The 26,834-nt window shown below is 64.3% G+C and carries 23 protein-coding genes; 9 read left to right on the top strand and 14 right to left on the bottom strand.

Annotated features, from left to right (window positions below; translation table 11 throughout):
- Position 1 precedes the first annotated feature (1 nt).
- From GKC28_RS00630 to GKC28_RS00610, 5 genes are all read right to left on the bottom strand, one after another.
- Positions 2-856 (bottom strand): sulfite exporter TauE/SafE family protein, encoded by an 855-nt coding sequence (locus GKC28_RS00630; protein WP_174144556.1) that lies wholly within the window; start codon positions 854-856, stop codon positions 2-4.
- Positions 857-943: 87 nt separating this feature from the next.
- Entirely contained in the window at positions 944-1,945 is a 1,002-nt protein-coding gene (gene dusA / locus GKC28_RS00625; protein ID WP_174144554.1) for a tRNA dihydrouridine(20/20a) synthase DusA, read from the bottom strand.
- A 70-nt stretch (positions 1,946-2,015) separates the two neighbouring features.
- On the bottom strand, positions 2,016-3,419 hold the full coding sequence (locus GKC28_RS00620) for a TRAP transporter large permease (RefSeq protein WP_174144552.1): 1,404 nt from the start codon (positions 3,417-3,419) through the stop codon (positions 2,016-2,018).
- 5 nt (positions 3,420-3,424) lie between these two features.
- On the bottom strand, positions 3,425-4,075 hold the full coding sequence (locus GKC28_RS00615) for a TRAP transporter small permease subunit (RefSeq protein ID WP_174144550.1): 651 nt from the start codon (positions 4,073-4,075) through the stop codon (positions 3,425-3,427).
- Between the two features lie 82 nt (positions 4,076-4,157).
- Positions 4,158-5,174: a C4-dicarboxylate TRAP transporter substrate-binding protein gene (locus GKC28_RS00610; RefSeq protein ID WP_174144548.1), complete on the bottom strand. Its 1,017-nt coding sequence runs from the start codon at positions 5,172-5,174 to the stop codon at positions 4,158-4,160.
- 492 nt (positions 5,175-5,666) lie between these two features.
- Here GKC28_RS00610 and acs point away from each other — a divergent pair, with 492 nt between their 5' ends.
- The 8 genes from acs to GKC28_RS00570 all read left to right on the top strand — a co-directional run bounded on the left by acs (position 5,667) and on the right by GKC28_RS00570 (position 15,083).
- Positions 5,667-7,628, top strand: coding sequence for an acetate--CoA ligase (gene acs / locus GKC28_RS00605; RefSeq protein WP_174144546.1), 1,962 nt, complete (start codon positions 5,667-5,669; stop codon positions 7,626-7,628).
- A gap of 7 nt (positions 7,629-7,635) precedes the next feature.
- A complete protein-coding gene (locus GKC28_RS00600) occupies positions 7,636-8,319 on the top strand; it encodes an adenylate kinase (protein ID WP_174144544.1) in 684 nt (227 codons plus the stop codon).
- Between the two features lie 185 nt (positions 8,320-8,504).
- Complete coding sequence (locus GKC28_RS00595; RefSeq protein WP_174144542.1) at positions 8,505-8,789, top strand: DUF4212 domain-containing protein; 285 nt, start codon at positions 8,505-8,507, stop codon at positions 8,787-8,789.
- A gap of 1 nt (position 8,790) precedes the next feature.
- Positions 8,791-10,575 (top strand): sodium:solute symporter family protein, encoded by a 1,785-nt coding sequence (locus tag GKC28_RS00590; protein ID WP_174144540.1) that lies wholly within the window; start codon positions 8,791-8,793, stop codon positions 10,573-10,575.
- Between the two features lie 106 nt (positions 10,576-10,681).
- A complete protein-coding gene (locus GKC28_RS00585; RefSeq protein ID WP_174144538.1) occupies positions 10,682-12,505 on the top strand; it encodes a DUF294 nucleotidyltransferase-like domain-containing protein in 1,824 nt (607 codons plus the stop codon).
- A gap of 86 nt (positions 12,506-12,591) precedes the next feature.
- Positions 12,592-13,110, top strand: a complete 519-nt coding sequence (locus GKC28_RS00580; RefSeq protein ID WP_174144536.1) for a hypothetical protein — start codon at positions 12,592-12,594, stop codon at positions 13,108-13,110.
- A 2-nt stretch (positions 13,111-13,112) separates the two neighbouring features.
- Complete coding sequence (locus GKC28_RS00575; protein WP_174144534.1) at positions 13,113-14,522, top strand: 3'-5' exonuclease; 1,410 nt, start codon at positions 13,113-13,115, stop codon at positions 14,520-14,522.
- A gap of 60 nt (positions 14,523-14,582) precedes the next feature.
- Positions 14,583-15,083: a flavin reductase family protein gene (locus GKC28_RS00570; RefSeq protein ID WP_174144531.1), complete on the top strand. Its 501-nt coding sequence runs from the start codon at positions 14,583-14,585 to the stop codon at positions 15,081-15,083.
- On the opposite strand, the gene GKC28_RS00565 is transcribed toward GKC28_RS00570, so the two are convergent.
- From GKC28_RS00565 to GKC28_RS00535, 7 genes are all read right to left on the bottom strand, one after another.
- The gene (locus tag GKC28_RS00565; protein ID WP_254604119.1) at positions 15,043-15,891 is read right to left on the bottom strand and encodes an ATP-binding protein; all 849 of its coding nucleotides are present in this window, start codon (positions 15,889-15,891) and stop codon (positions 15,043-15,045) included. The genes GKC28_RS00570 and GKC28_RS00565 overlap by 41 nt on opposite strands.
- Before the next feature lie 324 nt (positions 15,892-16,215).
- Positions 16,216-17,202 (bottom strand): ABC transporter substrate-binding protein, encoded by a 987-nt coding sequence (locus GKC28_RS00560; RefSeq protein ID WP_174144527.1) that lies wholly within the window; start codon positions 17,200-17,202, stop codon positions 16,216-16,218.
- Positions 17,203-17,350: 148 nt separating this feature from the next.
- Positions 17,351-18,196, bottom strand: a complete 846-nt coding sequence (locus GKC28_RS00555; protein WP_174144525.1) for an ABC transporter permease — start codon at positions 18,194-18,196, stop codon at positions 17,351-17,353.
- A complete protein-coding gene (locus GKC28_RS00550) occupies positions 18,193-19,110 on the bottom strand; it encodes an ABC transporter permease (protein WP_174144523.1) in 918 nt (305 codons plus the stop codon). Before GKC28_RS00550 ends, GKC28_RS00555 begins: the two co-directional genes overlap by 4 nt.
- Before the next feature lie 99 nt (positions 19,111-19,209).
- Complete coding sequence (locus GKC28_RS00545; RefSeq protein ID WP_174144521.1) at positions 19,210-20,049, bottom strand: ABC transporter ATP-binding protein; 840 nt, start codon at positions 20,047-20,049, stop codon at positions 19,210-19,212.
- 60 nt (positions 20,050-20,109) lie between these two features.
- The gene (gene hydA, locus GKC28_RS00540; RefSeq protein WP_174144519.1) at positions 20,110-21,564 is read right to left on the bottom strand and encodes a dihydropyrimidinase; all 1,455 of its coding nucleotides are present in this window, start codon (positions 21,562-21,564) and stop codon (positions 20,110-20,112) included.
- Positions 21,565-21,695: 131 nt separating this feature from the next.
- Positions 21,696-22,946, bottom strand: coding sequence for a Zn-dependent hydrolase (locus tag GKC28_RS00535; RefSeq protein WP_174144517.1), 1,251 nt, complete (start codon positions 22,944-22,946; stop codon positions 21,696-21,698).
- A 266-nt stretch (positions 22,947-23,212) separates the two neighbouring features.
- Here GKC28_RS00535 and GKC28_RS00530 point away from each other — a divergent pair, with 266 nt between their 5' ends.
- The gene (locus tag GKC28_RS00530; protein ID WP_174144514.1) at positions 23,213-23,827 is read left to right on the top strand and encodes a TetR family transcriptional regulator C-terminal domain-containing protein; all 615 of its coding nucleotides are present in this window, start codon (positions 23,213-23,215) and stop codon (positions 23,825-23,827) included.
- A gap of 146 nt (positions 23,828-23,973) precedes the next feature.
- On the opposite strand, the gene preA is transcribed toward GKC28_RS00530, so the two are convergent.
- Entirely contained in the window at positions 23,974-25,278 is a 1,305-nt protein-coding gene (gene preA / locus GKC28_RS00525) for an NAD-dependent dihydropyrimidine dehydrogenase subunit PreA (RefSeq protein ID WP_174144512.1), read from the bottom strand.
- Between the two features lie 55 nt (positions 25,279-25,333).
- On the bottom strand, positions 25,334-26,668 hold the full coding sequence (locus GKC28_RS00520) for an NAD(P)-dependent oxidoreductase (RefSeq protein ID WP_174144510.1): 1,335 nt from the start codon (positions 26,666-26,668) through the stop codon (positions 25,334-25,336).
- Positions 26,669-26,834 lie beyond the last annotated feature (166 nt).

The raw sequence follows: 26,834 nt of genomic DNA, 5'->3' as shown, positions 1-26,834 counted from the left end.
CTCAGTAGCCAAAGGCCTTGCGCAGCATGTTGAGCGCCACCAGCACCAGGAAGGCCCCGAACACCCGCTTCAAGGGCTTCGGATCCATCGCATGGGCCAGCTTCACCCCCCAGGGCGCGGTGATCAGCGTCATCGCAATCACGATGAAGAACGCCACCAGATTGACCGCGCCGATGGTCAAGGGCGGACGCGCGGCCGGATCCACCTCCAGCAGCAGGAAACCGGCAACCGAGGGCACCGCAATGATCACGCCAAAGCCCGCAGCGGTCGCCACCGCCCGGTGCACCGCCACCCCGTGCAGGGTCATCAACGGCACCCCGAAACTGCCGCCGCCGATCCCCATCAGCACCGACAGGAAGCCGACCGCAGGCGACAGCGCCATCCGCTTGACGCCCTTGGGCATCGCTTCGGCCAGCCGCCACTCAGACCGGCCCAGCCCCAGGTAGCAGCCAATGACCAGCGCCAGCCCGCCAAACACCCCCTGCAGAACGGTGGAGCGCAGGGCGGAGGCCGCCAGCACGCCCACCACGGCGCCGAGCGCGATGCCAATGCCCCAGCCGCGCAGGATTTCCCAATCCACCGCGCCCTTCTTGTTGTGGCTCATGACAGAGCGCAGCGAGGTCACGATGATCGTCGCCAGAGAGGTGGCCAGGCAGATCTGCATCAGCTGATCGCCGCCATAGCCCAGCGTCTGGAACGCATAAAAGAAAGCAGGCACCAGCACGATGCCGCCGCCAACGCCCAAAAGACCGGCCAGAACGCCCGCAAAGGCGCCGATCACCACCAGAAGCCCCGCCATCTGCAACAGCAGCGCGGGCTCTGGCAACAAGGCTGCGGTGATGGCAGGATCGGTCATGCGGGGTACCTCGGGCTTTTGCGTCTCCGGCAAAGGGTTAGCGGCGGTTCCCCGCCTGCACAAGGCACTAGCGCGTGAGGCGTACAGTCACGCTGCGGCGCGGGTCTCCACCTGTGCCAGCGCCTCCTGCACCAGATCCGGACCGGCCCCGGCCCGGCAGGCGCCCTCGGACAGCATCCGCCGCCATTGCCGCGCACCCGGCTTGCCCGCAAACAGCCCCAGCATGTGGCGGGTGATCTGGTTGAGCTTGGCCCCCTCGCTGAGCCGCGCCTCGATATAGGGCAGCATCTGCCGAACCGCCTCGCCCGCGTCACTCACCGCGCCGGTGCCGTAGATCTCAGGATCCGCCGCACAGAGAACATCGGCTGGCTGGTGATAGGCCGCACGCCCCACCATCACCCCGTCCAGCCCCCGCTCCAGATGCGCCTTGGCCTCAGCCAGCGTGGCAATACCGCCGTTGATCGAGACATGCAGATCCGGAAACGCCGCCTTCATCAGGTGTACAAGGTCATAGTCCAGCGGTGGAATGTCCCGGTTCTCCTTCGGCGACAGCCCCTGCAGCCAGGCCTTGCGCGCGTGGATGGTGACCCGCTTGCAGCCGGCTGCGCGGATCTTCTCCAGGAAATCCGGCAGCACCTGTTCCGGCTCCTGCTCATCCACGCCGATACGGCATTTGACGGTGACTTCCACATCCACCGCTTCGCGCATGGCAGCCACACAATCGGCCACCAGCTCCGGCGTCTGCATCAGCACCGCCCCGAAGGCGCCGGATTGCACCCGGTCGCTGGGGCAGCCGCAGTTGAGGTTGATCTCATCATAGCCGGCCTCGGCACCCAGCCGCGCCGCCTCTGCCAGCTCCTCCGGGTCCGAGCCGCCCAGCTGCAGCGCCACCGGGTGTTCGTCGGCGTTGAACTCCAGCAAATGCAGCGCCCCGCCCCGCACCAGCGCCGGCGCGGTCACCATCTCGGTGTACAGCAGCGCCTCGCGGCTCAGCAGCCGGTGCAGATAGCGGCAGTGCCGGTCGGTCCAGTCCATCATGGGCGCCACGCTCAAACGCGCAGCCTGGTGCAGTGGGGCAAAATCTCTCATGCCGCGCCATATAGGCCCTGCGCCGCCCGCTGCCAAGCCGATCTGCTTCGGAGAGCCTGAGCGCCCTTCTCTACCCGGCCAAGGACGGCAGGTAGAGCACAATCCCGGGGAACGCCACCAGCAGGGCGATGGTCACCGCATCCGCAATGAAGAACGGCGTCACGCCGCGGAACACGTCCTGCACGCTCAGGTCAGGGCGCACGCCTGCCACCACGAAACAGTTGAGCCCGATCGGCGGGGTGATCAGGCAGAACTCGGCCATTTTCACCACCAGGATGCCGAACCAGATCGCGCACATGGTGCCGCTCATGCCAAAGGCGCTGTCTACTGCGGCAACGCTCTCGCCGCCGTTCAGCGCCATCACTGCCGGGTAGACCACCGGCAGTGTCAGCAGCAGCATGCCGATGGCATCCATGAACATCCCCAGCACTGCATAGGCCAAGAGGATGCAGATCAGGATCAGCATCGGCGACATCTCCAGAGAGGTGATCCAGTCCGAAAACGCCCCCGGCAGATCGGCAAAGCCGAGGAAGCGCACATAAATCAGGACGCCCCAGATGATGGTGAAGATCATCACCGTCAGCTTGGCTGTCTCCAGAAGCGCTGATTTCAGTTCCCCCCATTTCATCCCTTCCTTCAATGCATAAAGGAACACGATGAAGGCGCCGATGGCGCCGCCTTCGGTCGGGGTGCCCCAGGCATCGCCGCCAAAGGGGTTGTAGACAAAGCAGATAATAATCAGCACCACCAAAACGATCGGCAGCGCGCCGGGCAGCGCCGCAAACCGCTGGCCCCAGGTGAAGCCCTTGACCGGCGGGCCGACGGTTTTGAAGATCACCGCGATGCCAACGATCAGCAGCCCGTAGACCACAGCTGAGAAGGCGCCCGGGATGAAACCCGCCAGCAGCAGCTTGCCCACATCCTGCTCAACGATGATCGCGTAAATGACCAGGATGGCAGAGGGCGGGATCAGCGACGCCAGGGTGCCGCCGGCCGCGACCACCCCGGCGGCGAAGCGCTTGTCATAGCCGATCTCCAGCATCTCCGGGATGGCGATGCGGGCAAAGACAGCTGAGGTGGCCACGGACGCGCCCGACACCGCGGCAAAGCCCGCGGTGGCAAAAACGGTAGACACCGCCAGCCCGCCCGGCAGCCAGGCAACCCAGCGTTTCGCAGCCTCGAACAGCGCGCGGGTCAGGCCCGCATAGTAGGCGAGATAGCCGATCAGGATGAAGGTGGGGATCAGGCTCAGCGCTTGGCTGGAAACCTTGGAGTGCGGCACCTGGCCTGCGGTCTTCACCGCAATGGTCAGCGCCTTGCCGAACCGCCCCGGATCATAGCCGAACTTGGCCCAGAAGATCCAGATGAGGCCCGCAAGCCCCGCAAGCCCGGCCGCAAAGGCCACCCGCATCCCCAGCACCACCATCACGAGCAGACCGCCCGTGACCCACAGGCCGATTTCAATCGGTTCCATCAGCCCTATCCCTGCCCGCTGCCGTTTGTGTCATGGCCGGCCAGCTGGTCCGCCTCAGCTGCCGCCTGCTCTGCCGCGCTMTGGATCAGCGGCACCGCCACCGGCGCCTCCAGCCCCAGCACCAGCGCCCGCCCGTAGCCCCAGACCTGCAGCATCAGCCGCAGGGCCAGCACCGCAAAGGCCACCGGCGCCAGCAGCTTGGCGGGCCAGATCGGCAGGCCGATGTCGATGGAGCTGTCGCGGCTCCACAGCGGCGCAGCGAAGTCGAAGGAGCGCAGGAAATGCGACCAGCTGCCCCAGACCAGCGCCAGAATCAGCAAGAGGATCAGGACGACTGAGACCAGCTCAAACAGCCACAGCGCGCGGCCCCTCAAAGCGCCGATGAAGATGTCCATGCGGATATGGCCGCCCTGACGCTGTACATAGGCGATGCCCATGAAGGCGATCAGCGGCATGATCTGCTCGATCCAGTCGACATAGCCGGGCAGCGGCGCATTCATCGCATTGCGCCCGCCAACCGAAACCACCGCCAGGATCATCAGCGAGAACACCGCAATGCCGCTCAGCAGCGCCAGCAATTGCTCCGCCTTCAGCAATCCCCTGTCCAGCCTGCTGATCAGGCTGCCATCCTCCAGCACCGCCGCGCTGCCTGCCATGCCCTGCCCCCGTCATTTCCGTATCGCCAAAGACAGAAAGGGCCGGTGCTGTCCTGCCCGGCCCCTTCCAGTTCTATCAGCCTCAGCTGCCCGAGCGCACGTCGCTCAGGGTTTTCTGCACCAGGTCATAGAGTTCCTGCGCCGGCAATCCCTGAGCGCTCATATCCTCGATCCACTTTTCGCGGATCGGGTCAGCGGCCACCTTGCGGAACTCGGCCAGCTGCTCGTCGGAGATCATCACCTTCTCGACGCCCTTCTCCTCCAGCACGCTGTCCCATTTGGTCAGCAGCGCGCCGTAGTTTTCCAGGTAATGGGCAATCGCCTCATCCACCGAGCTGTCCAGCGCCTCGCGCTCGGCATCGCTCAGGGCGTCATAGGCATCGGTGTTGACCACCACCGGGCAGTTCACGGTGCCGGGGTTCAGGTTGGCGGTCCACCAGTCGGCCTTGTTGATGGTGCCGAAGCTGAGATGCGCGTGCTGGGCAAAGGCGACGGTGTCGACGACGCCGGATTCCATCGCATTGTAGGCCTCGGTGGCGGTCACCGAGGTCGGCACCGCGCCCACGGCGGAGAACGCCTGGCCGATGCCGCCGGTGGCGCGCACCCGCATGTCCTTGAACTCTACCAGCTCGTCGCGCGGCTCGCCGGTGCCGACGATATTGTACTGCGGCATCGGCGAGGTCATCAGCAGCTTGGCGTTCCAGCGCGCCAGATCCGCCTGCACCGCCGGATGGGCATAGACCGCATGGGACACTGCCACCTCTTCTTCCAGCGTGTTCACGCCCAGGAACGGCAGCTCCAGCACGGTGATGGTCGGGTTCTTGTCGCGGTGGTAGCCGGCGCAGAACTGCGCCATTTCAAAGGCGCCGATGGAGATGCCGTCGAGGTTTTCCTTGTTCTTCGACAGCCCGCCATAGCTGATGTTCAGGGTGAACTCGCCGCCGGTTTTCTCGGAAACCAGCTCCGCCAGTTTCTCCACATGTTCGGTAAAGGCCCGGCGCTTGCCCCACAGGGACACGTTCCACTCGGTGGCTGCGGCCTCCCCGGCGATGGCAAAACCCGCAGCAGCCGCCACGGCGGCAGTCAGAAATCTGTTCATGATGTAACTCTCCCGAATTGCGCCCTTGTGACTGCCGGCAAACGGAAATCCGGCCTGGACGCTTGTCAGTCAGGCTAGCGGCAGGGATGCGCCCTGCCAAGCCCCCCGGCTGCAAAGATGACGCAGCGACTCGCGCGGCGCGGCTGGCGCCTTCTCCGCCCCTGGGCACAATATGCCGCAGGCGGCTGGCCGCCCCGCCCTGCGGCAGGACGCCGCCCCCGGGCCAATATCAGGCCGGCAGGCGGCAATTGCGCCGCACTGGAATTTACAGAAAAGCCCTTGAAAACAAGCGCCGGTATGCGTCCGCATGCAAATTTGTTTTCAACCAGCGCCGGATTCCTGAAATTCGTTTACAGATAAATCCTTTGATACCGGCATTTTATTCACAAATTTTCAGACTGCGGTATTATCTGGTCTCAGGAGGAAACGGTTTGACAGCCACGGCACAGCGTTGTCGTTTGTCTTGCCAATGAAATTCTGGGAGGAAACCGAATGAACGCGCTGCACGCAGACGCTGTCTATCCGCCGTCCGACGAAACCGTTGCCCGGGCGCATGTGAATGCCGCCAAGTATCAGGAGATGTACGAGGCCTCGCTGTCCGATCCCGAAGGGTTCTGGGGCGAACAGGGCAAGCGTATCGACTGGATCAAGCCCTTCACCCAGGTGAAGGACGTGAACTACAACTTCGGCAATGTCTCGATCAACTGGTACGCCGACGGCACCCTGAACGTTTCCGCCAACTGCATCGACCGCCACCTGGACACCCGCGGCGGTCAGACCGCAATCATCTGGGAGCCGGATGACCCGGAGGAAGCCGCGCAGCACATCACCTACAAGGAGCTGCACCGCCGCACCTGCCGGATGGCCAACATCCTGGAGTCGATGGGCGTGCGCAAGGGCGACCGGGTTGTCATCTATCTGCCGATGATCCCCGAAGCGGCCTATGCCATGCTGGCCTGCGCCCGCATCGGCGCCATTCATTCGATCGTGTTTGCCGGTTTCTCCCCCGACGCCCTGGCCGCCCGCATCAACGGCTGCGACGCCAAGGTGATCATCACCGCCGACGAGGCGCCGCGCGGCGGCCGTAAGACCCCGCTGAAATCGAACGCCGACGCCGCCCTGCTGCACACCAAGGACAGCGTGAAATGCCTGGTGGTAAAGCGCACCGGCGGCCAGACCACCTGGGTGGACGGGCGCGACTATGACTACAACGAGATGGCGCTGGAGGCGGACGACTACTGCAAACCGGCCGAAATGAACGCCGAGGATCCGCTGTTCATCCTCTACACCTCGGGCTCCACCGGCCAGCCCAAGGGCGTGGTTCACACCTCCGGCGGCTACCTGACCTATGCCGCGATGACCCATGAGATCACCTTTGATTACCATGACGGTGACATCTACTGGTGCACGGCGGACGTGGGCTGGGTGACCGGCCACAGCTATATCGTCTACGGCCCGCTCGCCAATGGCGCCACCACCCTGATGTTCGAGGGCGTGCCGACCTACCCGGATGCCTCCCGCTTCTGGCAGGTCTGCGAAAAGCACAAGGTGAACCAGTTCTACACCGCCCCCACCGCGCTGCGCGCGCTGATGGGCCAGGGCGACAAATGGGTCGAGAAATGCGACCTGAGCGACCTCAAGGTGCTAGGCACCGTGGGCGAGCCGATCAACCCGGAAGCCTGGGAGTGGTATCACAACGTGATCGGCAAAGGCACCGTGCCGATCGTCGACACCTGGTGGCAGACCGAAACCGGCGGCCATCTGATGACCCCGCTGCCGGGCGCGCACACGCTCAAACCCGGCGCCGCGATGAAGCCCTTCTTCGGCATCCAGCCGGTGGTGCTGGACCCGCAGTCCGGTGTCGAGATCGACGGCAACGGCGTCGAAGGCGTGCTGTGCATCAAGGACAGCTGGCCGGGCCAGATGCGCACCGTCTGGGGCGACCATGAACGCTTCGAGAAGACCTATTTCTCGGACTACAAGGGCTACTACTTCACCGGCGACGGCTGCCGCCGCGACGAGGACGGCGACTACTGGATCACCGGCCGTGTCGACGACGTGATCAACGTCTCCGGCCACCGTATGGGCACCGCTGAAGTCGAAAGCGCGCTGGTGGCCCATGCCGCCGTGGCCGAGGCCGCCGTCGTGGGCTATCCGCATGACATCAAGGGCCAGGGCATCTACTGCTACGTGACCCTGATGAACGACCGCGAGCCGTCGGATGAGCTGCTGAAGGAGCTGCGCACCTGGGTCCGCACCGAGATCGGCCCGATTGCCTCCCCGGACGTCATCCAGTGGGCCCCCGGCCTGCCGAAAACCCGCTCCGGCAAGATCATGCGCCGCATTCTGCGCAAGATCGCCGAGAACGACTTCGGCTCCCTGGGCGACACCTCGACCCTCGCCGATCCGTCGGTGGTCGAGGACCTGATCGAAAACCGCGCGAACAAGGGGTGATTGAACGATGACCACGGAAGTAATGACCCGTCCCGCCGTTCTGATCCTGCTGGGCCCCCCGGGCGCCGGCAAGGGCACCCAGGCGCGGATGCTGGAGGAAAAATTCGGCTATGTGCAGCTCTCAACCGGCGACCTGCTGCGCGAGGCGGTTGCCGCCGGAACCCCCGCCGGGCTGGCCGCAAAAGCAGTGATGGAAGCAGGCCAGCTGGTCAGCGACGAGATCGTGATCAACATCCTGCGCGACCGTCTGGTGGAACCGGACTGCGCCAAGGGCGTGATCCTCGACGGCTTCCCCCGCACCACCGTGCAGGCCGAGGCGCTGGACGGTCTGCTGGCGGAAACCGGGCAGAAGATCAACGCCGCGATCAGCCTCGAAGTGGACGACGCCGCGATGGTCGAGCGGATTTCCGGCCGCTACACCTGCGCTGGCTGCGGCGAGGGTTACCACGACAGCTTCAAGCAGCCCGCCGAAGCCGGCAAATGCGACAAGTGCGGCGGCACCGAAATGAAACGCCGCGCCGACGATAACGCGGAAACCGTTGCCAGCCGGCTGGAGGCCTATCACGCGCAGACCGCGCCGCTGATTGCCTACTACGGCAGCAAGGACGTTCTGGAGACCACAGATGCCATGGGCGGTATCGACGACATCGCCCAGGACATGGCGGCCATCGTGACCGAGGCCACCAGCTAACAACCAAGAAACGGGGCCTGCCTGACCCGCAGGACCCCGTCCCCTGACATTGGAATACCCGATGGACCCGCTTGCGGGACCAGAGGAGTCATGCCTGCACGCCCGTGAACCCGGCGGCAGGCAAACAGAGGAGGTCTGCCCTGCGCTCCCGCACGGCAGGCATGGAGGAAGAAGGAGGAGCCGCCATGGCGGATCAAACCACAAACGCCGCAAAGGCCGCCGAAGCCGATAAGGGCTATTGGGCGGCCAATGTACGCATCATCATCATCAGCCTGATCATCTGGGCTGTTGTTTCATTCGGCTTCGGCATCCTGCTGCGCCCGATGCTTGCCGGCATCAAGGTCGGCGGCAGCGATCTGGGCTTCTGGTTCGCCCAGCAAGGCTCGATCCTGGTGTTCCTGGGGCTGATCTTTTTCTACGCGTTCCGGATGAACAAGCTGGACCGCGAATACGGCGTGGAGGAAGAATAAGATGGACCAGTTTACCATCAACCTGCTGTTTGTGGGCGCGTCCTTTGCGCTTTACATCGGCATCGCGATCTGGGCCCGCGCGGGCTCCACATCTGAATTCTATGCCGCGGGCCGGGGCGTTCACCCCGTCACCAACGGCATGGCCACCGCGGCCGACTGGATGTCGGCGGCCTCCTTCATCTCGATGGCGGGCCTCATCGCCTTTACCGGCTATGACAACTCCACCTTCCTGATGGGCTGGACCGGCGGCTACGTGCTGCTGGCGCTGCTGCTGGCGCCCTACCTGCGCAAGTTCGGCAAGTTCACCGTGTCCGAGTTCATCGGCGACCGGTTTTATTCGCCCACCGCGCGCGTTGTGGCTGTGATCTGCCTGATCGTGGCCTCGACCACTTACGTGATCGGCCAGATGACCGGCGTCGGCGTGGCCTTCGGCCGCTTCCTGGAGGTCTCCAACACCGCGGGCCTGCTGATCGGCGCCTGTGTGGTCTTCGCCTACGCCGTGTTCGGCGGCATGAAGGGCGTGACCTACACCCAGGTAGCGCAGTACTGCGTGCTGATCATGGCCTACACCATTCCGGCCATCTTTATCTCGCTTCAGCTGACCGGCAACCCGATCCCGGCCCTGGGCCTGTTCGGCGATCATGCCGCCTCGGGTGAGCCGCTGCTGGCCAAGCTGGACGCCATCGTGACCGAGCTCGGCTTCAACGAGTACACCGCGCATCACGCCGACACCTTCAACATGGTGCTCTTCACCCTGTCGCTGATGATCGGCACCGCGGGCCTGCCCCACGTGATCATGCGCTTCTTCACCGTGCCGAAAGTGGCTGATGCCCGCTGGTCGGCCGGCTGGGCGCTGGTGTTCATTGCCCTGCTCTACCTGACCGCTCCGGCAGTTGGCGCCATGGCCCGCCTGAACATCACCGAGATGATGTGGCCGAACGGCGGCATCGAAGGCGGCGCCGTGACCGTGCAGCAGATCGAAGAAGATCCCAAGTACGACTGGATGGCGACCTGGCAGCAGACCGGCCTTCTGGGCTGGGAAGACAAGAACGGCGACGGTGCGATCCAGTACTACAACGACCAGAACGCCGATCTGCAGGCAACTGCCGACGCCAACGGCTGGGCCGGCAATGAGCTGACCAACTTCAACCGCGACATCCTGGTTCTGGCCAATCCTGAGATTGCCAACCTGCCGGGCTGGGTGATCGGTCTGGTGGCGGCTGGCGGCCTGGCAGCTGCTCTGTCCACCGCTGCGGGCCTCTTGCTGGCGATTTCCTCGGCAGTGTCGCACGACCTGATCAAGGGCTCGATCAACCCGAACATCTCGGAAAAAGGCGAGCTGCTGTCGGCCCGTATCGCCATGGCCGTGGCCATCGGTGTGGCAACCTACCTGGGTCTGAACCCGCCGGGCTTTGCCGCGCAGACTGTTGCACTGGCCTTCGGCCTGGCCGCAGCCTCGATCTTCCCGGCACTGATGATGGGCATCTTCACCAAGGTGAACAACAAGGGCGCCGTGGCCGGCATGCTGGCAGGCCTGATCGTGACCCTGGTCTACATCTTCCTGCACAAGGGCTGGCTGTTCATCCCGGACACCAACTCCTTCACCGATGCGGACCCCCTGCTGGGCACCGTCAAATCCACCTCCTTCGGTGCGATCGGCGCGATGGTGAACTTCGCGGTGGCCTACTTCGTGTCGAAATCGACCGAGGCGATCCCCGCCGAGATCGAAGAGCTGGTGGAAAGCGTCCGCATCCCGCGCGGCGCCGGGGCCGCACAGGACCACTAAACTCCCCTGGGCGGGCTGCTCCCAGCGGCCCGCCTCTTTCCTCATGGTCCCGTCCGGTTCACACTCGGCGGGACCATTTTTTTCCTGATTTCACGCAGGTACCACCATGCCCCTATCTGACGCCGCACTGCTCCGCTTCCTGACCTCGGTCCACCCCTACGACAGCCTGGAACCGGCGCTGCTGCAGGAGCTGGCCCCCAAGTTCCGCCAGATCGAGGCCGCCGCGGGCGACCCCGTCTATGCGCTGAACGAGGAGCTGCAGGGGCTCTACCTGGTCCACACCGGCGAGGTCGAAGTGACCGATGAGAACGGCATCCCCGTCTCCATTCTCGGCCCCCGCAATTCCTTTGGCGAACGCGGGCTGACCCGCGGCGGCCGGGCGGCGACCTCGGCCCAGGCCACCGCTGACACCTTGCTGCTGCTGCTGCCCAAGGCGGATTTCCACGCCCTGATGGCCAGCCAGCCGAAGGTCGCGAAATTCTTCGACCGCCGCCGCCCCGGCAGCACGGACACCGGCAGCCTGGCCACCACACGCGTCGAGGCGATCATGGCGCGCGATCCCGTCACCTGCTCCGGCGGCCTCACCTGCCAGGGTGCGGCGCAGCTGATGAGGGACCGCCGCATCTCCTCCGTCTGCGTGACCGACGGGGACACCCTGCAAGGCATTCTCACCACCCGCGACCTGACAGCCAGGATCCTGGCCGAGGGCAAGCCGATCTCCACCCCGGTCTGCAACGTGATGACCCCGGACCCGCTGACGCTGGCGCCCTCCGCCATCGGCTCCGACGTGCTGCACATGATGATGGAGCACGGCATCGGCCACATCCCGGTGGTCGAGGCAGGCAAGCTCGCCGGCATCGTGACCCAAACCGACCTCACCCGTTTCCAGGCTGTCAGCTCGGGCGAGATGGTCTCTGCCATCGCCCGCGCCGGATCCGCCGGGGAGATGGCCAAGGTCACCGCCGAAATCCCCCGCCTGCTGGTGCAGCTGGTGGCGGGCGGCAACCGGCACGAGGTGGTCACCCGCCTGATCACCGACATCGCCGACACCGCAACCCGCCGTCTGCTGGCGCTGGCCGAGGCGAAACTGGGCCCCGCCCCGGTGCCCTACCTGTGGCTCGCCTGCGGCTCGCAAGGGCGGCGCGAACAGACAGGCGTCTCCGACCAGGACAACTGCCTGATCCTGTCCGACGATCTGGCCGAGGGCGACGAACCCTATTTCGAGCAGCTCGCCAAGTTCGTCTGCGACGGGCTCAACACCTGCGGCTATGTCTATTGCCCCGGAGACATGATGGCCTCCAATCCCCGCTGGCGGCAGCCGCTGCACGCCTGGCGCAACTACTTCCGCGGCTGGATCGCCAAGCCGGACCCGGAGGCGCAGATGCTCGCCTCGGTGATGTTCGACCTGCGCCCCATCGGCGGCGACGCGGCGCTGTTTGCCGATCTGCAGCAGGAGACGCTGAAGGCGGCAAGCGCCAATTCGATCTTCACCGCCCATATGATCGCCAACTCGCTGAAGCACACGCCGCCGCTGGGCCTCTTGCGCGGGCTGGCCACCATCCGCTCGGGCGAGCACCGCAACACGCTGGACATGAAGCACAACGGCGTGGTGCCGGTGGTGGACCTGGGCCGGGTCTATGCCCTGCAAGGCCAGCTGGACGGGGTCAACACCCGCGCCCGGCTGGAGGCCGCGGAGGCCGCCGGCGTGCTCAGCCCCTCCGGCGCGCGGGACCTGCTGGATGCCTACGACCTGATCGCCCAGACCCGGCTGGAGCATCAGGCGGCGCAGATCCGCGGCGGCCAGGCGCCGGATAACTACCTGGCACCCTCGGATCTGTCGGATTTTGAGAGAAGCCATCTGCGCGACGCCTTTGTTGTGGTAAAAACAATGCAATCGGCGGTAGGCCACGGTAAGGGAATGCTGAGCTGACGGCTGCGCCTGCGGAGAATGCGGGAGCCCGCGGGGAGAGTTTTTTTGAGAAAGATGAAAAGGCCGGAGGCCTGCGGGGAGAGCGAATGTTTCTGGAACTGATTGCGGTGATTTTTGCGGGCATCGCCGCGGCCGGCGTGGTGATGCTGCTGAACCGGACGCTGAAGGGCCGGCTGCCTCGCTGGTTTGCACCGGTGGCAGCGGGATTGGCGATGATCGGCGTCACCATCGCGTCGGAATACGGCTGGTACGCGCGCACCAAGGCCGCACTGCCCGAAGGGCTGGTGGTGGCGGAAACCGTCAAGAACCGCAGCTTCTACCGACCCTGGACGCACGCGGTGCCTTATGTGGACCGTTTCGCCGCGGTTGACACCGCTACGATGAAAAGCCACCCGGCGCACCCGCAGGTCTTTCTGGCCAATCTCTACTTTTTCGGCCGCTGGGCGCCCGTCAGCAAGAAGGCCGCAGTGCTGGACTGCGGCAAGTGGCGCCGGGCGCTGGCCGCGGGCACAGCGGCGTTCTCCGGCGACGGGCTGCCCAAGGGGCTGGACTGGGTCGCGGCAGAGGCCGATGATGCCATTCTGACCACCGCCTGCGGAGGATAGCCATGCACACTCGCTTGTCGCTGCGGCTGCGGATCTTCCTGTTCTTCTGCCTTCTGGCGCTTGGCGGCATCGCTGTCACCGGCGGCGCGCTGTGGCTCGGCTACAGCCGTGCGGGCCAGCCTGCGCTGGTCGACGCCTTCCTCTTCTCCGGCCTGCTCAGCGGCTTTGCCATTCTTGGCCTTTGCGCCGGGATCTGGCTGCTGTTCGACGAAAACGTCGCCAAACCGATCGAACGCCTGGCTGCGGGCATGCGGGCCCGCGCCCATGCCGGGGTGAGCAAGGAACTGGATACCCACGGCGCCCGCTACCTGGGCGACCTGGCCGCCGCCGCCGAAGGCCTGGCTGGACAGCTGGGCACCTCGGCGCTGAACGCGGCAGAGGCTATCGCCCGCGAAACCGAACATCTGGAAGCCGAGAAGGCCCGGCTGGCGGCGCTGCTCACCGACATTCCCATCGCCACCGTGATGGCCAGCCCGGCGCATCAGATCGTGCTCTATGACGGCCAGGCCGCCGCGGTGCTTGCACAGGAGGCGCTGCCGCGGCTGAATGCGCCGCTGTCGGACTACCTGGACCAGACCGGCCTGGAGGCGGCCTACGGCCGTCTGGTGCGCAGCGGCAAGGAGGTTGAGGCGGAAGTCAAAAGCGCCAGCGGCAGCCAGGTGTTCGACCTCCGCCTGAAACCCCTTGGCGGCGCCCCGGGCTATATCATCCTGTTCGAAGGCGCCCATGCTGGCCTTGCACCGGATGAGTCCCGCCCGCTGGTCTATGATTTTGCGCTGCTCGATGCTGAGCATACGGAGCTGAACGGCCGCAAGCTCAGCGCCCTGAGTTACGTGGTGTTCGATACCGAGACAACCGGCCTGCTGCCGCACAAGGATGAAATCGTGCAGATCGGCGCCCTGCGGGTGGTGCGCAGCCGGATCATCGAAAGCGAAAGGTTTGAGACCCTGGTCAATCCCGGCCGTCCAATCCCGGCGGCGGCGACCAAAGTGCATGGCATCACTGATACCATGGTGCGCGGCCGCCCGGGAATAGCCAGCGCCGCCCGCCAGTTTCACCGGTTTGCCTCCGACGCGGTGATCGTCGCCCATAACGCACCCTTCGACATGGCGTTCCTGCACCGGCACGCCAAACGCACCGGCGTGACCTGGGACCAACCGGTTCTGGACACCGTGCTGCTCAGTGCGGTGCTGTTCGGCGCATCGCAGGAACACACGCTGGATGCCTTGTGCGACCGTCTGGATGTCACCATTCCGCCTGCCCTGCGCCATACCGCCATGGGGGATGCCCGCGCCACGGCTGAGGTCTTCTGCAAGATGCTGCCGATGCTGGAAGCCCGCGGGCTCACCACCTTTGGCGCGGTGCTGGAGGAAACCCGCAGGCACGGCCGCCTCATTGCGGACATGAACTAGGTAGACAATCGGGGCCATGCGTGGCAGGTCACGGCCCGGAACGAACAAAAGGCGCGCGAGATGGCCGACACCAGCTTTATTCCCGGGCCGGACACCGCCCGGGCCTACCGCGATGCGCTCGGCTGCTTTGGCACCGGGGTGACGGTTGTCACCACCCGGACGGAACGCGGCCCGCTGGCCATTACCGTCAACAGTTTCACCTCAGTCTCCCTCGACCCGCCCCTGATGCTGTGGTGCCCGGCCAAGGCCTCGCTGCGCCACGATGCCTTTGTAGCGGCGGACAACTTTGCGATTCATGTGATGGCAGAGGACCAGCTTGCCTTGGCCAAGCATTTTGCCGCCTTCGGCGAGGATTTCTCCGCCGCGGCCTGGCAGCCGAACGAACTGGGGGCGCCGGCGCTGGAGGGGGTGATCGCCCGGTTCGACTGCCGCCGCCATGCCGCCCATCCGGCAGGCGACCACACCATCGTCATCGGCGAAGTTGCCCGCGTGACCACCCGTCCGGGCAAGGGACTGATCTTCAAGCGCGGCCAGTATGGCGGGTTTCTGGAACAGGGCTGACCACCGGATCGGCAAAGGGCAAACCAGCCTCAGAGCAAGGATCCGGCTCAGCTGCGGTGACTTCCCCAGCACCACCAGCTGCCGCCGGACCGCCCGTTTGCCCGTCTTCTCCGGTCAGCAGATGCGGCAGCACGGCATAGGCTGTCAGATCCATCCCGGGCGTCATGCTCAGCGCCCGCTGCGGACAGACCGAAACGCACAAGCCGCATTGCGTGCACAGCGACTCAACAAAACTCAGCGCGCCTCCGTTCTCGGTCAGGCTCAGCGCATCTGACGGGCATACCCAGACACAGCTGCTGCAGGTGTTGCACAGGCCTTCATCCAGGCTGACAGAGCCGTACGGCGCCTGATCCGGCAGATCAGCATGGCCGGTGCTTGCAGGCAGCAGTGCTGCGGCGCTTGCACGGGCCGTATCCCGGCGGCTGCCCACCGCCAGCACCTCAGGCGCGACCGAGGGAAACGGCAGCAGCCGCGCTGCCAGCCGTCGGTCCAGCCCGGCAGCGCCGTTGAACAGCAGGATCCGGCCCAATCCGCCCAGGGTCCGCACCAGGTCCACTTCCAGCCGTTGCAGATCCTGCCCTTGCGGCGCGGAACAGGCCTGCAAGTAGATCACGTCAAAGCCGCTGGCCAGCGCATGCAGCAGGTCGGCATGGGCGATTCTTTCAAGCTTGCACACCGCAACAGGCACAACATCGCTGTGTCCTGCGCCAGCCTCTGCCAGCCCCGGCGGCTCCAGCTCATACAGCACCAGAATCTGCGCCCGGCCAGTCGCCAGTTTCCGGTCATGCGCCGCCTGGCACAGCGCCATCAAAGGCAAGGCGCTGCTCCGGCTGGCCACATCCAGCAAGGCAAACCGGCCCTTGACCGCATACCTGGACCGGCATTCGGCGGCGTCAGGCTGAGAGCAAAGGCACAAATACTGCGGCGCACTGCCAGCAGGCCCTTGCCGTTCAGGGATATGTTCGCACACCTCTCCCATAAGGTCATGCTAACATAAATTTAAACAACCTGAGGGCGTTTATTCTCTCGGCTGGAATTTTGTTGCAATTTTAACCAAACCTTGAACCTTTCACGCAAAACCCCGCCGGACCGGATCCGGCGGGGCTGCAAGGCCTTTGGCCGTTCCCAAGGTTTACTTCAGCGCCGCATCCGTGATGGCATGGGTCCAGGCGCCTTCCGGCTGCTTGGTGATCACCGGGTCCGAGCCGCCGCCCATCAGAGTCGCCACAGTGCGCTCATAGTCCGCCGTGTCCAGCGCGCCGTTGCTGCCTGCGGTCAGCTTGGCGATCTCGCCCATCATCCGTTTCTGATGGGTTTCGGTCTGCGCGCCGGAGGCGTCATTGTCCAGCACGATTTCCGCTGCCTCATCCGGGTTCTCCTCTGCGTATTTCCAGCCCTTCATCGAGGCGCGCACAAAGCGCTCCATCTTATCCGTGAAGGCCTCATCGCTCAGGTTCTCTTCCAGCACATACAGGCCGTCTTCCAGCGTTGCGACGCCCTGATCCTCGTATTTGAAGGTGACCAATTCATCCGGGGACACGCCCGCATCGATCACCTGCCAGTACTCATTATAGGTCATGGTCGAAATGCAGTCCGCCTGGCGCTGCAGCAGCGGGTCAACGTTGAAACCCTGCTTCAGCACCTCGACACCGTTTTCGTCCTTGCCATCGGTGTCGATGCCCAGCTGGCTCATCCAGCTCATGAAGGGGAACTCATTGCCAAAGAACCAGACCCCCAAAGTGCGGTTCTTCAGATCCTCGGGGCTCTCGATGCCGGCATCCTTCCAGCAGGTCAGCATCATGCCGGAGGATTTGAACGGCTGTGCGATATTGACCAGCGGCAGGCCCTTTTCCCGCGCCGCCAGCGCCGCCGGCATCCATTCCACCGTCACATCGGCGCCGCCGCCGGCAATCACCTGGGTCGGCGCAATATCCGGGCCGCCCGGCAGGATGGTGACATTCAGGTCCTCTTCCTCATAGAACCCCTTGTCCAGCGCCACATAATAGCCCGCGAACTGCGCCTGGGTCACCCACTTCAGCTGCAGCGTCACGTCATCCGCCGCCTGCGCCGCCCCCGCGGCCCCCAGTGCTAGCGCTGCCGCCGTCATCAGATGTTTCATGTCTCGTTCTCCCTATTGATTATGATGTGAAGCTTGCCCGGGTTTGACCATTCGTTCAAAGTTTTTTCTTTATGAGGCCAGCCTTTGCAGGCACCCCGCGCAAGATTTCCGCAAAAACCGCCCCGCAGCCGGCGGGACGGTTCAACTTTCAGCCCCGCTGTGACGGATGCCAGAAGGTAAAGCTCTTCTCGACCAGCGCCACCAGCCCGTAAAAGGCCGACCCGGCCAGCGCCGCCACCACGATCTCCGCCCAGACCATATCCAGCGCCAGCTGGCCGACGCTGGTGGAAATGCGGAAGCCCATGCCAACGGTGGGCGATCCGAAAAACTCCGCCACAATCGCGCCGATCAGCGCCAGGGTGGTCGAAATCTTGAGCCCGTTGAACACAAACGGCAGCGCCGCCGGCAAGCGCAGCTTGAAAAACGCCTGCCAGTAGGTCGCCGCATAAGTCTGCATCAGATCGCGCTGCATGGCCGAGGTCTCACGCAGCCCCGCCACGGTGTTCACCAGCATCGGAAAAAACACCATGACCACGACCACCGCGGCCTTGGATTGCCAGTCGAACCCGAACCACATCACCAGGATCGGCGCGGTGCCGACAATCGGCAGCGCCGCCACGAAGTTGCCGACCGGCAGCAGCCCGCGGCGCAGGAAATCGCTGCGGTCCACCAGAATCGCAGTCAGAAACGCCGCGCCGCAGCCGATCACATAGCCGCCAAGCGCACCTTTCAGGATGGTCTGGGCAAAATCCTCCCACAGGATCGGCAGGCTGGAGGTAAAGCGCGCTGCAATGACCGTGGGCGCAGGCAGGATCACCAGCGACACCGCCAGCCCCCTGACCAGCAGCTCCCAGACCACCAGCACGGTGATGCCGAAGATGGCCGGCACCAGCAGCTGCACCGCGCGGGTTTTCGAGGCCGGGCTGTTTGCCAGCCGGCTGTTCAGCCACCAGCCCAAACACCAGACAAGGATTGCAAGGATCACCAGTATCATGCCCGCACCCCCATCCGGTTCAGCACCAGCTTTTCAATCAGTCCCAGCAGCGCCACCAGCGCCGCCGCCAGAATTGCCGCCGCAAACAGCGCCGACCAGATCTGCACGGTCTGCCCGTAATAGCTGCCCGCCAAAAGCCGCGCGCCAAGGCCCGCAACCGCGCCGGTCGGCAGCTCACCCACGATGGCCCCCACCAGTGACGCAGCAATGCCGATCTTCAGCGACGCAAACAGGTATGGCATCGAGGACGGCAGCCGCAGCTTCCAGAACCCCTGGTTCGTATTGGCATTGTAGGTTTTCAGCAGATCCAGCTGCATCGCATCCGGCGCCCGAAGCCCCTTCACCATGCCAACAACAACCGGGAAGAAACTGAGGTAGGCCGAGATCACCGCCTTGGGAATGATCCCCTGCACCCCGATAGAATAGAGCACCACGATGATCATCGGCGCCAGTGCGATGATCGGGATGGTCTGGCTGACAATCGCCCAGGGCATCACCGACATATCCATCACCCGGCTATGCACGATGCCCACCGCCAGCAGAATGCCCAGCCCGGTGCCAATGGCAAAGCCCAGCAAAGTGGCGCTCAGCGTCACCTCCCCGTGATAGATCAGGCTGCGCTTGGAGGTGATCTTCTTCTCCACCGTGGTCTCCCACAGTTCCACCGCCACCTGATGCGGCGCGGGCAGCCGCGGGCGCTCCTGCACCCAGGTCTCGCCGATGGCAAATGTGTTGTTCACCACCAGCCCGATCTCGCCCCTGTCCCGGCGTTCCTTGGCGGTCGCGGGGGTGACTTCAATCCCTGCCCGCTCTGCTTGGTCCAGAACGCCCTTGATGTTCATCGGCACGCAGGCCGCGTACCAGAAAGCGATGATGGCGGCGAGCACGGTGAGGACGGCAACAAGGCTTTTCATGACCGCGCCCTCCCCATTTGGCTGCCGCCCGGTGCACAGGCGGTGCACAAGGGGTGCACGCAGGACACCCCCCTGTTCCGGCGGGTCGTGCTGGCAATATCAGTCATCGCCATGCCCCGCCCGCAGGCCCTCGCGCACCCGGTGGGCGATCTCGATGAACTCCGGGCTGTCGCGGATATCGAGCGGCCGTTCTTTGGGCAAGGTGCTGTCAATCACATCGTGAATGCGGCCCGGCCGCGGTGACATCACCACGATCTTGGTGGACAGATACACCGCCTCAGGGATTGAGTGGGTGACAAAGCCGATGGTCTTGTTGGTCCGCGCCCACAGCTTCAGCAACTGCTCATTCAAATGGTCGCGCACGATCTCATCCAGCGCCCCGAAAGGCTCGTCCATCAGCAGGATGTCGGCATCAAACGCCAGCGCCCGCGCGATGCTGGCCCGCTGCTGCATGCCGCCGGACAGCTGCCAGGGAAACTTGCCGCCAAAGCCTGACAATTCAACAAGTTCCAAGACTTGGTTAACGCGCTTTTCCTGCTCCGCCTTGGAATATCCCATGATCTCCAGCGGCAGCTTGATGTTCTTGGAGATGGTCCGCCAGGGGTACAGCCCCGCCGCCTGGAACACATAGCCGTAGGCGCGGTTGCGCCGCGCCTCATCCGGGGTCATGCCGTTGACGCTCAGGCTGCCGCCGGTTGGTGTTTCCAGCGCCGCGATACAGCGCAGAAAGGTGGTCTTGCCGCAGCCCGAAGGGCCGATGAAGGAGACAAAATCGCCCTTGCTGATCTCCAGGCTCACATCCTTCAGCGCGTGCACCGGGCCATCGTTGGTCTGGAAGGTCAGGTCCAGGTTCCGGGCCTCGATCACGCAGTTTGCGGGGACAGGAGCGGAAGCGGCGGCCTCGGGTCGGATTGCCTGGGTGGTCGGTTCCATATTCATATCTTCGCCTTGATTTCACACAGGAAAACGGGCCGCCGATACCGGCAGCCCGCTCCTGATTTACACGCCTGTTGCCGGGATGCCGGTGCGCTCCACCGGGCGCGGCGCCGTCAGCTCTTTCCAGGTCGACAGCGCCTTGTTCACCGTGGTGTTGGGCTCCCGGGCAACGAATTCGCCGTGGCCCTCCTGGCAGCGGATCTCCCCATCGTGCACCGCCACATGGCCGCGGGTCAGGGTAAAGCGCGGCAGGCCCTTCACCTCATGCCCTTCGAACACGTTGTAGTCGATCGAGGACTGCTGGCTGGCGGCGGAAATCGTCTTGCGCTTTTCCGGGTCCCAGACCACCAGATCGGCATCGGCGCCAACCAGAACCGCACCCTTTTTCGGGTAGCAATTCAAGATCTTGGCGATATTTGTTGAGGTAACGGCCACAAACTCGTTCGGGGTCAGGCGGCCGGTTTCAACCCCGTGGGTCCACAGCATCGGCATCCGGTCCTCAAGGCCGCCGGTGCCGTTCGGGATCTTGGTGAAATCGCCAACCCCATAGCGCTTCTGCTCGGTGGTAAAGGCGCAATGGTCCGTCGCCACCACCGACAGCGACCCCGACTGCAGACCAGCCCACAAGGAGTCCTGATGCTGCTTGTTGCGGAACGGCGGCGACATCACCCGGCGGGCGGCGTGATCCCAGTCCTTGTTGAAGTATTCGCTCTCATCCAAGGTCAGATGCTGGATCAGCGGCTCACCCCAGACCCGTTTGCCCTGCATCCGGGCGCGGCGGATGGCCTCGTGGCTGTCCTCGCAGGAGGTATGCACCACATACAGCGGCACCCCCGCCATATCGGCGATCATGATCGCGCGGTTGGTGGCCTCGCCCTCCACCTGCGGCGGACGGGAATAGGCATGGGCTTCCGGTCCGGTGTTGCCCTCGGCCATCAGCTTGGCCTGCAATTCCGCAACCACATCGCCGTTTTCGGCATGCACAAGTGCGATGCCGCCCAGTTCCGAGAGGCGTTTGAACGAGGCATAAAGCTCATCATCGTTCACCATCAGCGCGCCCTTGTAAGCCATGAAGTGCTTGAAGGTATTGATGCCGCGCTCCTGGATCACGGTCTTGATGTCGTCAAAGACCTGCTCGCCCCACCAGGTCACCGCCATGTGGAAGGAATAGTCGCAGTTGGCACGGGTAGATTTATTGTCCCAGCGTTTCAGCGCGTCCAGCAGACTCTCGCCCGGATTGGGCAGAGCAAAATCCACTACCATGGTGGTGCCGCCCGCCAGCCCGGCGCGGGTGCCGCTCTCGAAATCGTCCGATGAATAGGTGCCCATGAAGGGCATCTCCAGATGGGTGTGCGGGTCGATCCCGCCCGGCATCACGTAACAGCCGGTGGCGTCCAGCTCCTCATCGCCTTTCAGGTTCGGGCCGATCTGGGTGATCACCCCGTTTTCGATCAGCACATCGGCTTTGTAGGTCAGATCGGCGGTCACGATGGTGCCGCCTCGGATGACTTTACTCATGGTTATTACTCCCTGAATCGGGGCGCATTTTGGCGCCTCCACTTATCTCTTCCGCTGTCTGGCGCAGCTTGTTTCATCTTTCCCGAAGCACTCCGGGGGAGCGGCCCAAGGGGCCGCGGGGGCAGCGCCCCCTATTCAACGATCTCCGCTGTTTCGACCACCGCGTGGAACAGCACATTGGCGCCGGCCTCGGCCCATTCCTTGCTGATCTCCTCGGCCTCGTTGTGACTGAGCCCGTCGACGCAAGGGCACATCACCATCGCGGTCGGCGCCACCCGGTTGATCCAGCAGGCGTCATGGCCGGCGCCGGAGATGATATCCAGATGCGAGTAGCCGAGACGGTCCGCCGCATTGCGCACCGCGCTGACGCAGCCCTCGTCAAAGGCCACCGGGTCAAAGCCGCCTACCTTCTCGAACTCGATCCCGACCCCCATCGCCTCGGCAATCTGGGTGCCCTTCTCGCGCAGGCGGCTTTCCATGTCGGTGATCACGTCCAGTTCCGGGCTGCGGAAATCGACGGTGAAGACCACCTTGCCCGGGATCACGTTGCGCGAGTTCGGGTAGACGTCGATATGGCCCGCCGCTCCGACTGCATGGGGTGCGTGGCTCCAGGCGATTGCGTCCACCTCCTCCAGAATGCGCGCCATCGCGAGGCCCGCGTTGCGGCGCATCGGCATCGGGGTGGACCCGGTATGGGCGTCCTTGCCGGTGATCGTCACCTGAGTCCAGCTGAGGCCCTGGCCGTGGGTCACCACGCCGATGTCCTTGCCTTCGGCCTCCAGGATCGGTCCCTGCTCGATGTGCAGCTCAAAGAAGGCGTGCATCTTGCGGGCACCGGTTTCCTCCTCGCCGCGCCAGCCGATGCGCTTCAGCTCATCGCCGAATTTCTTGCCTTCGGCATCCTCCCGGTCGTAGGCCCAGTCCTGCGTGTGCACGCCCGCGAACACCCCCGACGACAGCATGGCCGGAGCATAGCGGGTGCCTTCCTCGTTGGTGAAGTTGGTGGCCACAATCGGATGCTTGGTCTTTATGTTCATGTCGTTGAGCGAGCGGATCAGTTCCAGCCCCGCCAGCACGCCCAGCACCCCGTCATATTTGCCGCCGGTGGGCTGGGTGTCGAGGTGCGAGCCGACATAGACCGGCAGCGCGTCCGGGTCGGTGCCCTCACGCCGCGCAAACATGTTGCCCATCTGGTCCAGCCCCATGGTGCAGCCTGCCTCCTCGCACCACTTTTGAAACAGCGCGCGGCCTTCGCCGTCCTCGTCGGTGAGCGTCTGGCGGTTGTTGCCGCCTGCCACGCCGGGGCCGATCTTGGCCATCTCCATCAGGCTGTCCCACAGCCTGTCACCATCGATTTTCAGATTCTGTCCAAGCGACGTCATCAACAGCTTCCTTCCCTGTGCGCCCGTCTTTGCGGGCTGTCCGGCTTGGCGCCGTGTTAGGTGGCTTTGAGTGCCGGTCTCATCAAAGCTGTGGTCTTTGCGCGCCCGCCTTTGATTTGACCAACTGGTCAAACTCACGCTATCACGGGCTCACCACCAGTCAAGAAATTGCCGCGTGGCTCTTGAAAAAATCGGTGCTTTTGCCGGAAATAGGTGAAATTCCGCGCTTCCGCTGGCGGCTGCGGCAAAATCAGACAAGGACGGACATGCCCGCAGACCGCGCGCCCACACGCATTCAGAAAAAGAATCGCGCCGCCATTCTGGAGGCCGCGCTGGACGTGTTCTCCAGCCATGGCTTCCGCGGCTCCACCGTGGACCAGATCGCCAAGGCGGCCGGGCTCAGCAAGCCGAACCTGCTGTATTACTTCCCGTCCAAGGAAGCGATCTTCAACGAGCTGATGGCCGGGCTGCTGGACACCTGGCTGGACCCGCTGCGGGCCCTGGACCCGGAGGGTGAGCCGCTGGAGGAGATCCTTGCCTATGTGCAGCGCAAGCTGCAGATGAGCCGGGATTTCCCGCGCGAGAGCCGGCTGTATGCCAATGAAATCGTTCAAGGCGCACCGCGGCTGCATGATGTGATCGCTTCGGATCTGAACGTGCTGGTCGAGGAAAAGGCGCAGCTCTTGCAGGGCTGGATGGACGCCGGCCGGATCAACCGCGCCCATCCCAAGCACCTGCTATTCTCGATCTGGTCGCTGACCCAGCATTACGCCGATTTCGACGCCCAGGTGCGCACGCTGATGAGGGACGAAGACCCATTCGATGCCGCGCCGCAGTATCTGGAAACCCTTTACCGGCGGATGCTTACACCTAAAACCTGACGCAGCCTTCCGGTGTGCTCACACTTCGGAACGGACTGCGCCGCCCTGCCTATTTCCAAAACCAAGCCGGATGAAAAAAGCCCCGGCCAGGCAGCCGGGGCGTAAAGCCAACGGGGAGACAGCGCGCCCGCCCGGGCGCGTTTCAGTTACTCCGCGGCTGTTGCCGACGGATTGTTCGGATGCGTGGTCCAGTTGGCATATTCGCCCGAGACCACCTCGCCGGTGCGTTCGTCGATTTGGCCAGCCGGCACCTCCTCCATGGTGATGCAGCCCTCCACCGGGCATACGTTCACACAGAGGTTGCAGGCGACGCATTCGTCGTCCTTGACGGTAAACACCCGGTCTTCGCTCATCGCAATCGCTTGATGCGAGGTGTCCTCGCAAGCGGCATAGCAGCGGCCGCATTTGATGCAGTCGTCCTGGCTGATCTTCGCCTTGGTGACATAGTTCAGGTCCAGATACTGCCAGTCGGTCACATTCGGAACCGCCATGCCGATGAAGTCCTGGGTGGAGGCATAGCCCTTCTCGTCCATCCAAGTAGACAGGCCGGAAATCATCTCCTTCACAACGTTGAAGCCATAGGTCATCGCCGCGGTGCAGACCTGCACGTTGCCGGCACCCAGCGCCATGAACTCCGCCGCATCGCGCCAGGTGGTAACACCGCCGATGGCGGAAATCGGCAAGCCGCGGGTCTGCGGGTCGCGGGCGATTTCCGCGACCATGTTCAGCGCAATCGGCTTCACCGCCGGTCCGCAATAGCCGCCGTGAGTGCCCTTGCCGCCGATGGTCGGCTCCGGCGCCATATTGTCCAGATCGACCGAGGTGATCGAGTTGATGGTGTTGATCAGGCTGACCGCATCAGCATTGCCCGCATTTGCCGCGCGGGCCGGGTTGCGGATGTCGGTGATATTCGGGGTCAGCTTCACGATCACCGGCTTGGAGTAGTATTTCTTGCACCACTCGGTGACCATCTGGATGTATTCCGGCACCTGCCCCACCGCGGAACCCATGCCGCGCTCGGCCATGCCGTGCGGGCAGCCGAAGTTCAGCTCGATCCCGTCAGCGCCGGTGGCCTCGACCTGCGGCAGGATATCCTTCCAGGCCTGCTCCTCGCAGGGCACCATGATCGACACGATGACGGCACGGTCCGGGTAGTCTTTCTTGACCCGGGTGATTTCCTCCAGGTTGGTCTGCAGGGGGCGGTCGGTGATCAGTTCGATGTTGTTGAGGCCCAGCAGGCGGCGGTCGGCGCCCCAGATCGCGCCGTAACGCGGGCCGTTCACATTCACCACAGGCGGGCCTTCGGCGCCCAGGGTCTTCCAGACCACGCCGCCCCAGCCGGCCTCGAATGCGCGGCGGACATTGTATTCCTTATCGGTCGGCGGCGCAGAGGCCAGCCAGAATGGGTTGGGGGATTTGATTCCCAGAAATTCTGTTGTCAGATCAGCCATTTGATCTCTCCTCTTAAGGCTAGCTTGGGTGCAGTGGAACCGCACCCGAACTGGCTCAGCCCATCAGGCTGGAGTGAATGTCCATTGCGGCGTCGCGGCCCTCGGCCACGGCGGTCACGGTGAGGTCCTCGCCACCCGAGGCGCAGTCGCCCCCGGCCCAGACCCCGGCCACCGAGGTGCGCCCGCTGGCGTCCACCTTGATCTTGCGGCCCTCCAGCGCCAGCGCATCGGGCTGGCCTTCCAGCGTCTGCCCGATCGCCTTGAACACCTGATCGGCCGCCAGCCGCACGGTCTCGCCGGTGCCGGAAACCTTGCCGTCCGCGACCTCAGTATACTCCAATTCGATCTCGGCTGCCGACCCATTGCCAAGCACTGCCTTGGGCATAACGTTGAACATCAGTTTGACGCCCTTGGAGGCCGCCAGATCCTGTTCGAAGCGGCTTGCGCCCATCTCCTCGCGGCTGCGGCGGTAGGCGATGGTGACATTTTCGGCGCCCAGAAGCTTGGATTGCACCGCGGCATCCACCGCGGTCATACCGCCGCCGATCACTACCACGTTGCGGCCCACCGGCAGCGCGGTCAAATCCTCGGCCTGCCGCAGTTCCGCGATGAACTCCACCGCATCCCGCACGCCGTCCTTGTCCTCGCCCGGCGCCCGCAGGGCGTTGACCCCGGCAAGGCCGATGGACAGGAACACCGCGTCATAAGCAGACGTCAGCCCGTCCAGCGACAGCTCCGCACCCAGCTTCTTGCCGTAATCCATGGTGATGCCGCCGATTTGCAGCAGCCAGTCGACCTCGCGCGCGGCGAAGTCATTGGTGGTCTTATAGGCCGCGATGCCAAACTCGTTGAGCCCGCCGGCCTTGGACTTGGCGTCATAGACGACCACGTCGTGGCCCAGCATCGCCAGCCGGTGCGCAGCAGCCAGGCCCGCGGGGCCGGCGCCAACCACGGCGATCTTCTTGCCGGTGGCGGCAGCGCGGGTGAAGGGATGCACCCCCTTCTCCATCAGCGTGTCGGTGGCATAGCGCTGCAGGCGGCCGATCTCGACCGGCTTGCCTTCGGCGGTTTCGCGCACGCAGGCTTCCTCGCACAGCGTTTCCGTCGGGCAGACCCGGGCGCACATGCCGCCAAGGATGTTCTGCTCCAGAATGGTCCTGGCTGCGCTTTCGGGGTGGCCCGCCTGAATCTCCCGGATGAACTGGGGGATGTCGATGGTGGTCGGACAGGCTGTCATGCAGGGCGCGTCATAGCAGAAATAGCAGCGGTCCGCCGCCACGGCTGCCTCGTGAGCGTCATAGGCTGGGTGAAGGTCCGAGAAATTCTCAGCGATCCCGGCAGCGTCAAGCCGCGCTGCCTGAATGCCGGATGCCTGATGGCTGGTCGCCATTGGGTGTCTCCCTGATTTTCTGTTGTTCTGATATCAGAGTGCCACAGTCTCGTTTTTTATCAACTGGTAAAATTTTTCCGCAGGGCAAAAAAATGCCGCCCCTGAAGGAGCGGCTTGCAAAGGCCTGAAATCAGGCACTTATGCCGGAACGCCTTTCGGCCAATTC

The organism is Leisingera sp. ANG59, from assembly GCF_013317235.1.
Taxonomy (GTDB): domain Bacteria; phylum Pseudomonadota; class Alphaproteobacteria; order Rhodobacterales; family Rhodobacteraceae; genus Leisingera.
The sequence above is the reverse complement of the archived record's forward strand: the minus strand, read 5'-3'. Positions and strand labels throughout refer to the sequence as shown.

What these genes read in the sequence shown, in the direction of transcription:
- dusA (WP_174144554.1), bottom strand. Translation starts at nt 1,945, where the DNA reads ATGAGAGATTTTGCCCCACTGCACCAGGCTGCGCGTTTGAGCGTGGCG.
- GKC28_RS00530 (WP_174144514.1), top strand. Translation starts at nt 23,213, where the DNA reads ATGCCCGCAGACCGCGCGCCCACACGCATTCAGAAAAAGAATCGCGCC.
- GKC28_RS00565 (WP_254604119.1), bottom strand. Translation starts at nt 15,891, where the DNA reads ATGGCGCTGTGCCAGGCGGCGCATGACCGGAAACTGGCGACTGGCCGG.
- GKC28_RS00620 (WP_174144552.1), bottom strand. Translation starts at nt 3,419, where the DNA reads ATGGAACCGATTGAAATCGGCCTGTGGGTCACGGGCGGTCTGCTCGTG.
- GKC28_RS00630 (WP_174144556.1), bottom strand. Translation starts at nt 856, where the DNA reads ATGACCGATCCTGCCATCACCGCAGCCTTGTTGCCAGAGCCCGCGCTG.
- GKC28_RS00595 (WP_174144542.1), top strand. Translation starts at nt 8,505, where the DNA reads ATGGCGGATCAAACCACAAACGCCGCAAAGGCCGCCGAAGCCGATAAG.
- hydA (WP_174144519.1), bottom strand. Translation starts at nt 21,564, where the DNA reads ATGAGTAAAGTCATCCGAGGCGGCACCATCGTGACCGCCGATCTGACC.
- GKC28_RS00555 (WP_174144525.1), bottom strand. Translation starts at nt 18,196, where the DNA reads ATGATACTGGTGATCCTTGCAATCCTTGTCTGGTGTTTGGGCTGGTGG.
- GKC28_RS00575 (WP_174144534.1), top strand. Translation starts at nt 13,113, where the DNA reads ATGCACACTCGCTTGTCGCTGCGGCTGCGGATCTTCCTGTTCTTCTGC.
- GKC28_RS00610 (WP_174144548.1), bottom strand. Translation starts at nt 5,174, where the DNA reads ATGAACAGATTTCTGACTGCCGCCGTGGCGGCTGCTGCGGGTTTTGCC.
- GKC28_RS00580 (WP_174144536.1), top strand. Translation starts at nt 12,592, where the DNA reads ATGTTTCTGGAACTGATTGCGGTGATTTTTGCGGGCATCGCCGCGGCC.
- GKC28_RS00570 (WP_174144531.1), top strand. Translation starts at nt 14,583, where the DNA reads ATGGCCGACACCAGCTTTATTCCCGGGCCGGACACCGCCCGGGCCTAC.
- GKC28_RS00520 (WP_174144510.1), bottom strand. Translation starts at nt 26,668, where the DNA reads ATGGCGACCAGCCATCAGGCATCCGGCATTCAGGCAGCGCGGCTTGAC.
- GKC28_RS00600 (WP_174144544.1), top strand. Translation starts at nt 7,636, where the DNA reads ATGACCACGGAAGTAATGACCCGTCCCGCCGTTCTGATCCTGCTGGGC.
- GKC28_RS00560 (WP_174144527.1), bottom strand. Translation starts at nt 17,202, where the DNA reads ATGAAACATCTGATGACGGCGGCAGCGCTAGCACTGGGGGCCGCGGGG.
- preA (WP_174144512.1), bottom strand. Translation starts at nt 25,278, where the DNA reads ATGGCTGATCTGACAACAGAATTTCTGGGAATCAAATCCCCCAACCCA.
- GKC28_RS00550 (WP_174144523.1), bottom strand. Translation starts at nt 19,110, where the DNA reads ATGAAAAGCCTTGTTGCCGTCCTCACCGTGCTCGCCGCCATCATCGCT.
- GKC28_RS00545 (WP_174144521.1), bottom strand. Translation starts at nt 20,049, where the DNA reads ATGAATATGGAACCGACCACCCAGGCAATCCGACCCGAGGCCGCCGCT.
- GKC28_RS00535 (WP_174144517.1), bottom strand. Translation starts at nt 22,946, where the DNA reads ATGACGTCGCTTGGACAGAATCTGAAAATCGATGGTGACAGGCTGTGG.
- GKC28_RS00585 (WP_174144538.1), top strand. Translation starts at nt 10,682, where the DNA reads ATGCCCCTATCTGACGCCGCACTGCTCCGCTTCCTGACCTCGGTCCAC.
- GKC28_RS00590 (WP_174144540.1), top strand. Translation starts at nt 8,791, where the DNA reads ATGGACCAGTTTACCATCAACCTGCTGTTTGTGGGCGCGTCCTTTGCG.
- acs (WP_174144546.1), top strand. Translation starts at nt 5,667, where the DNA reads ATGAACGCGCTGCACGCAGACGCTGTCTATCCGCCGTCCGACGAAACC.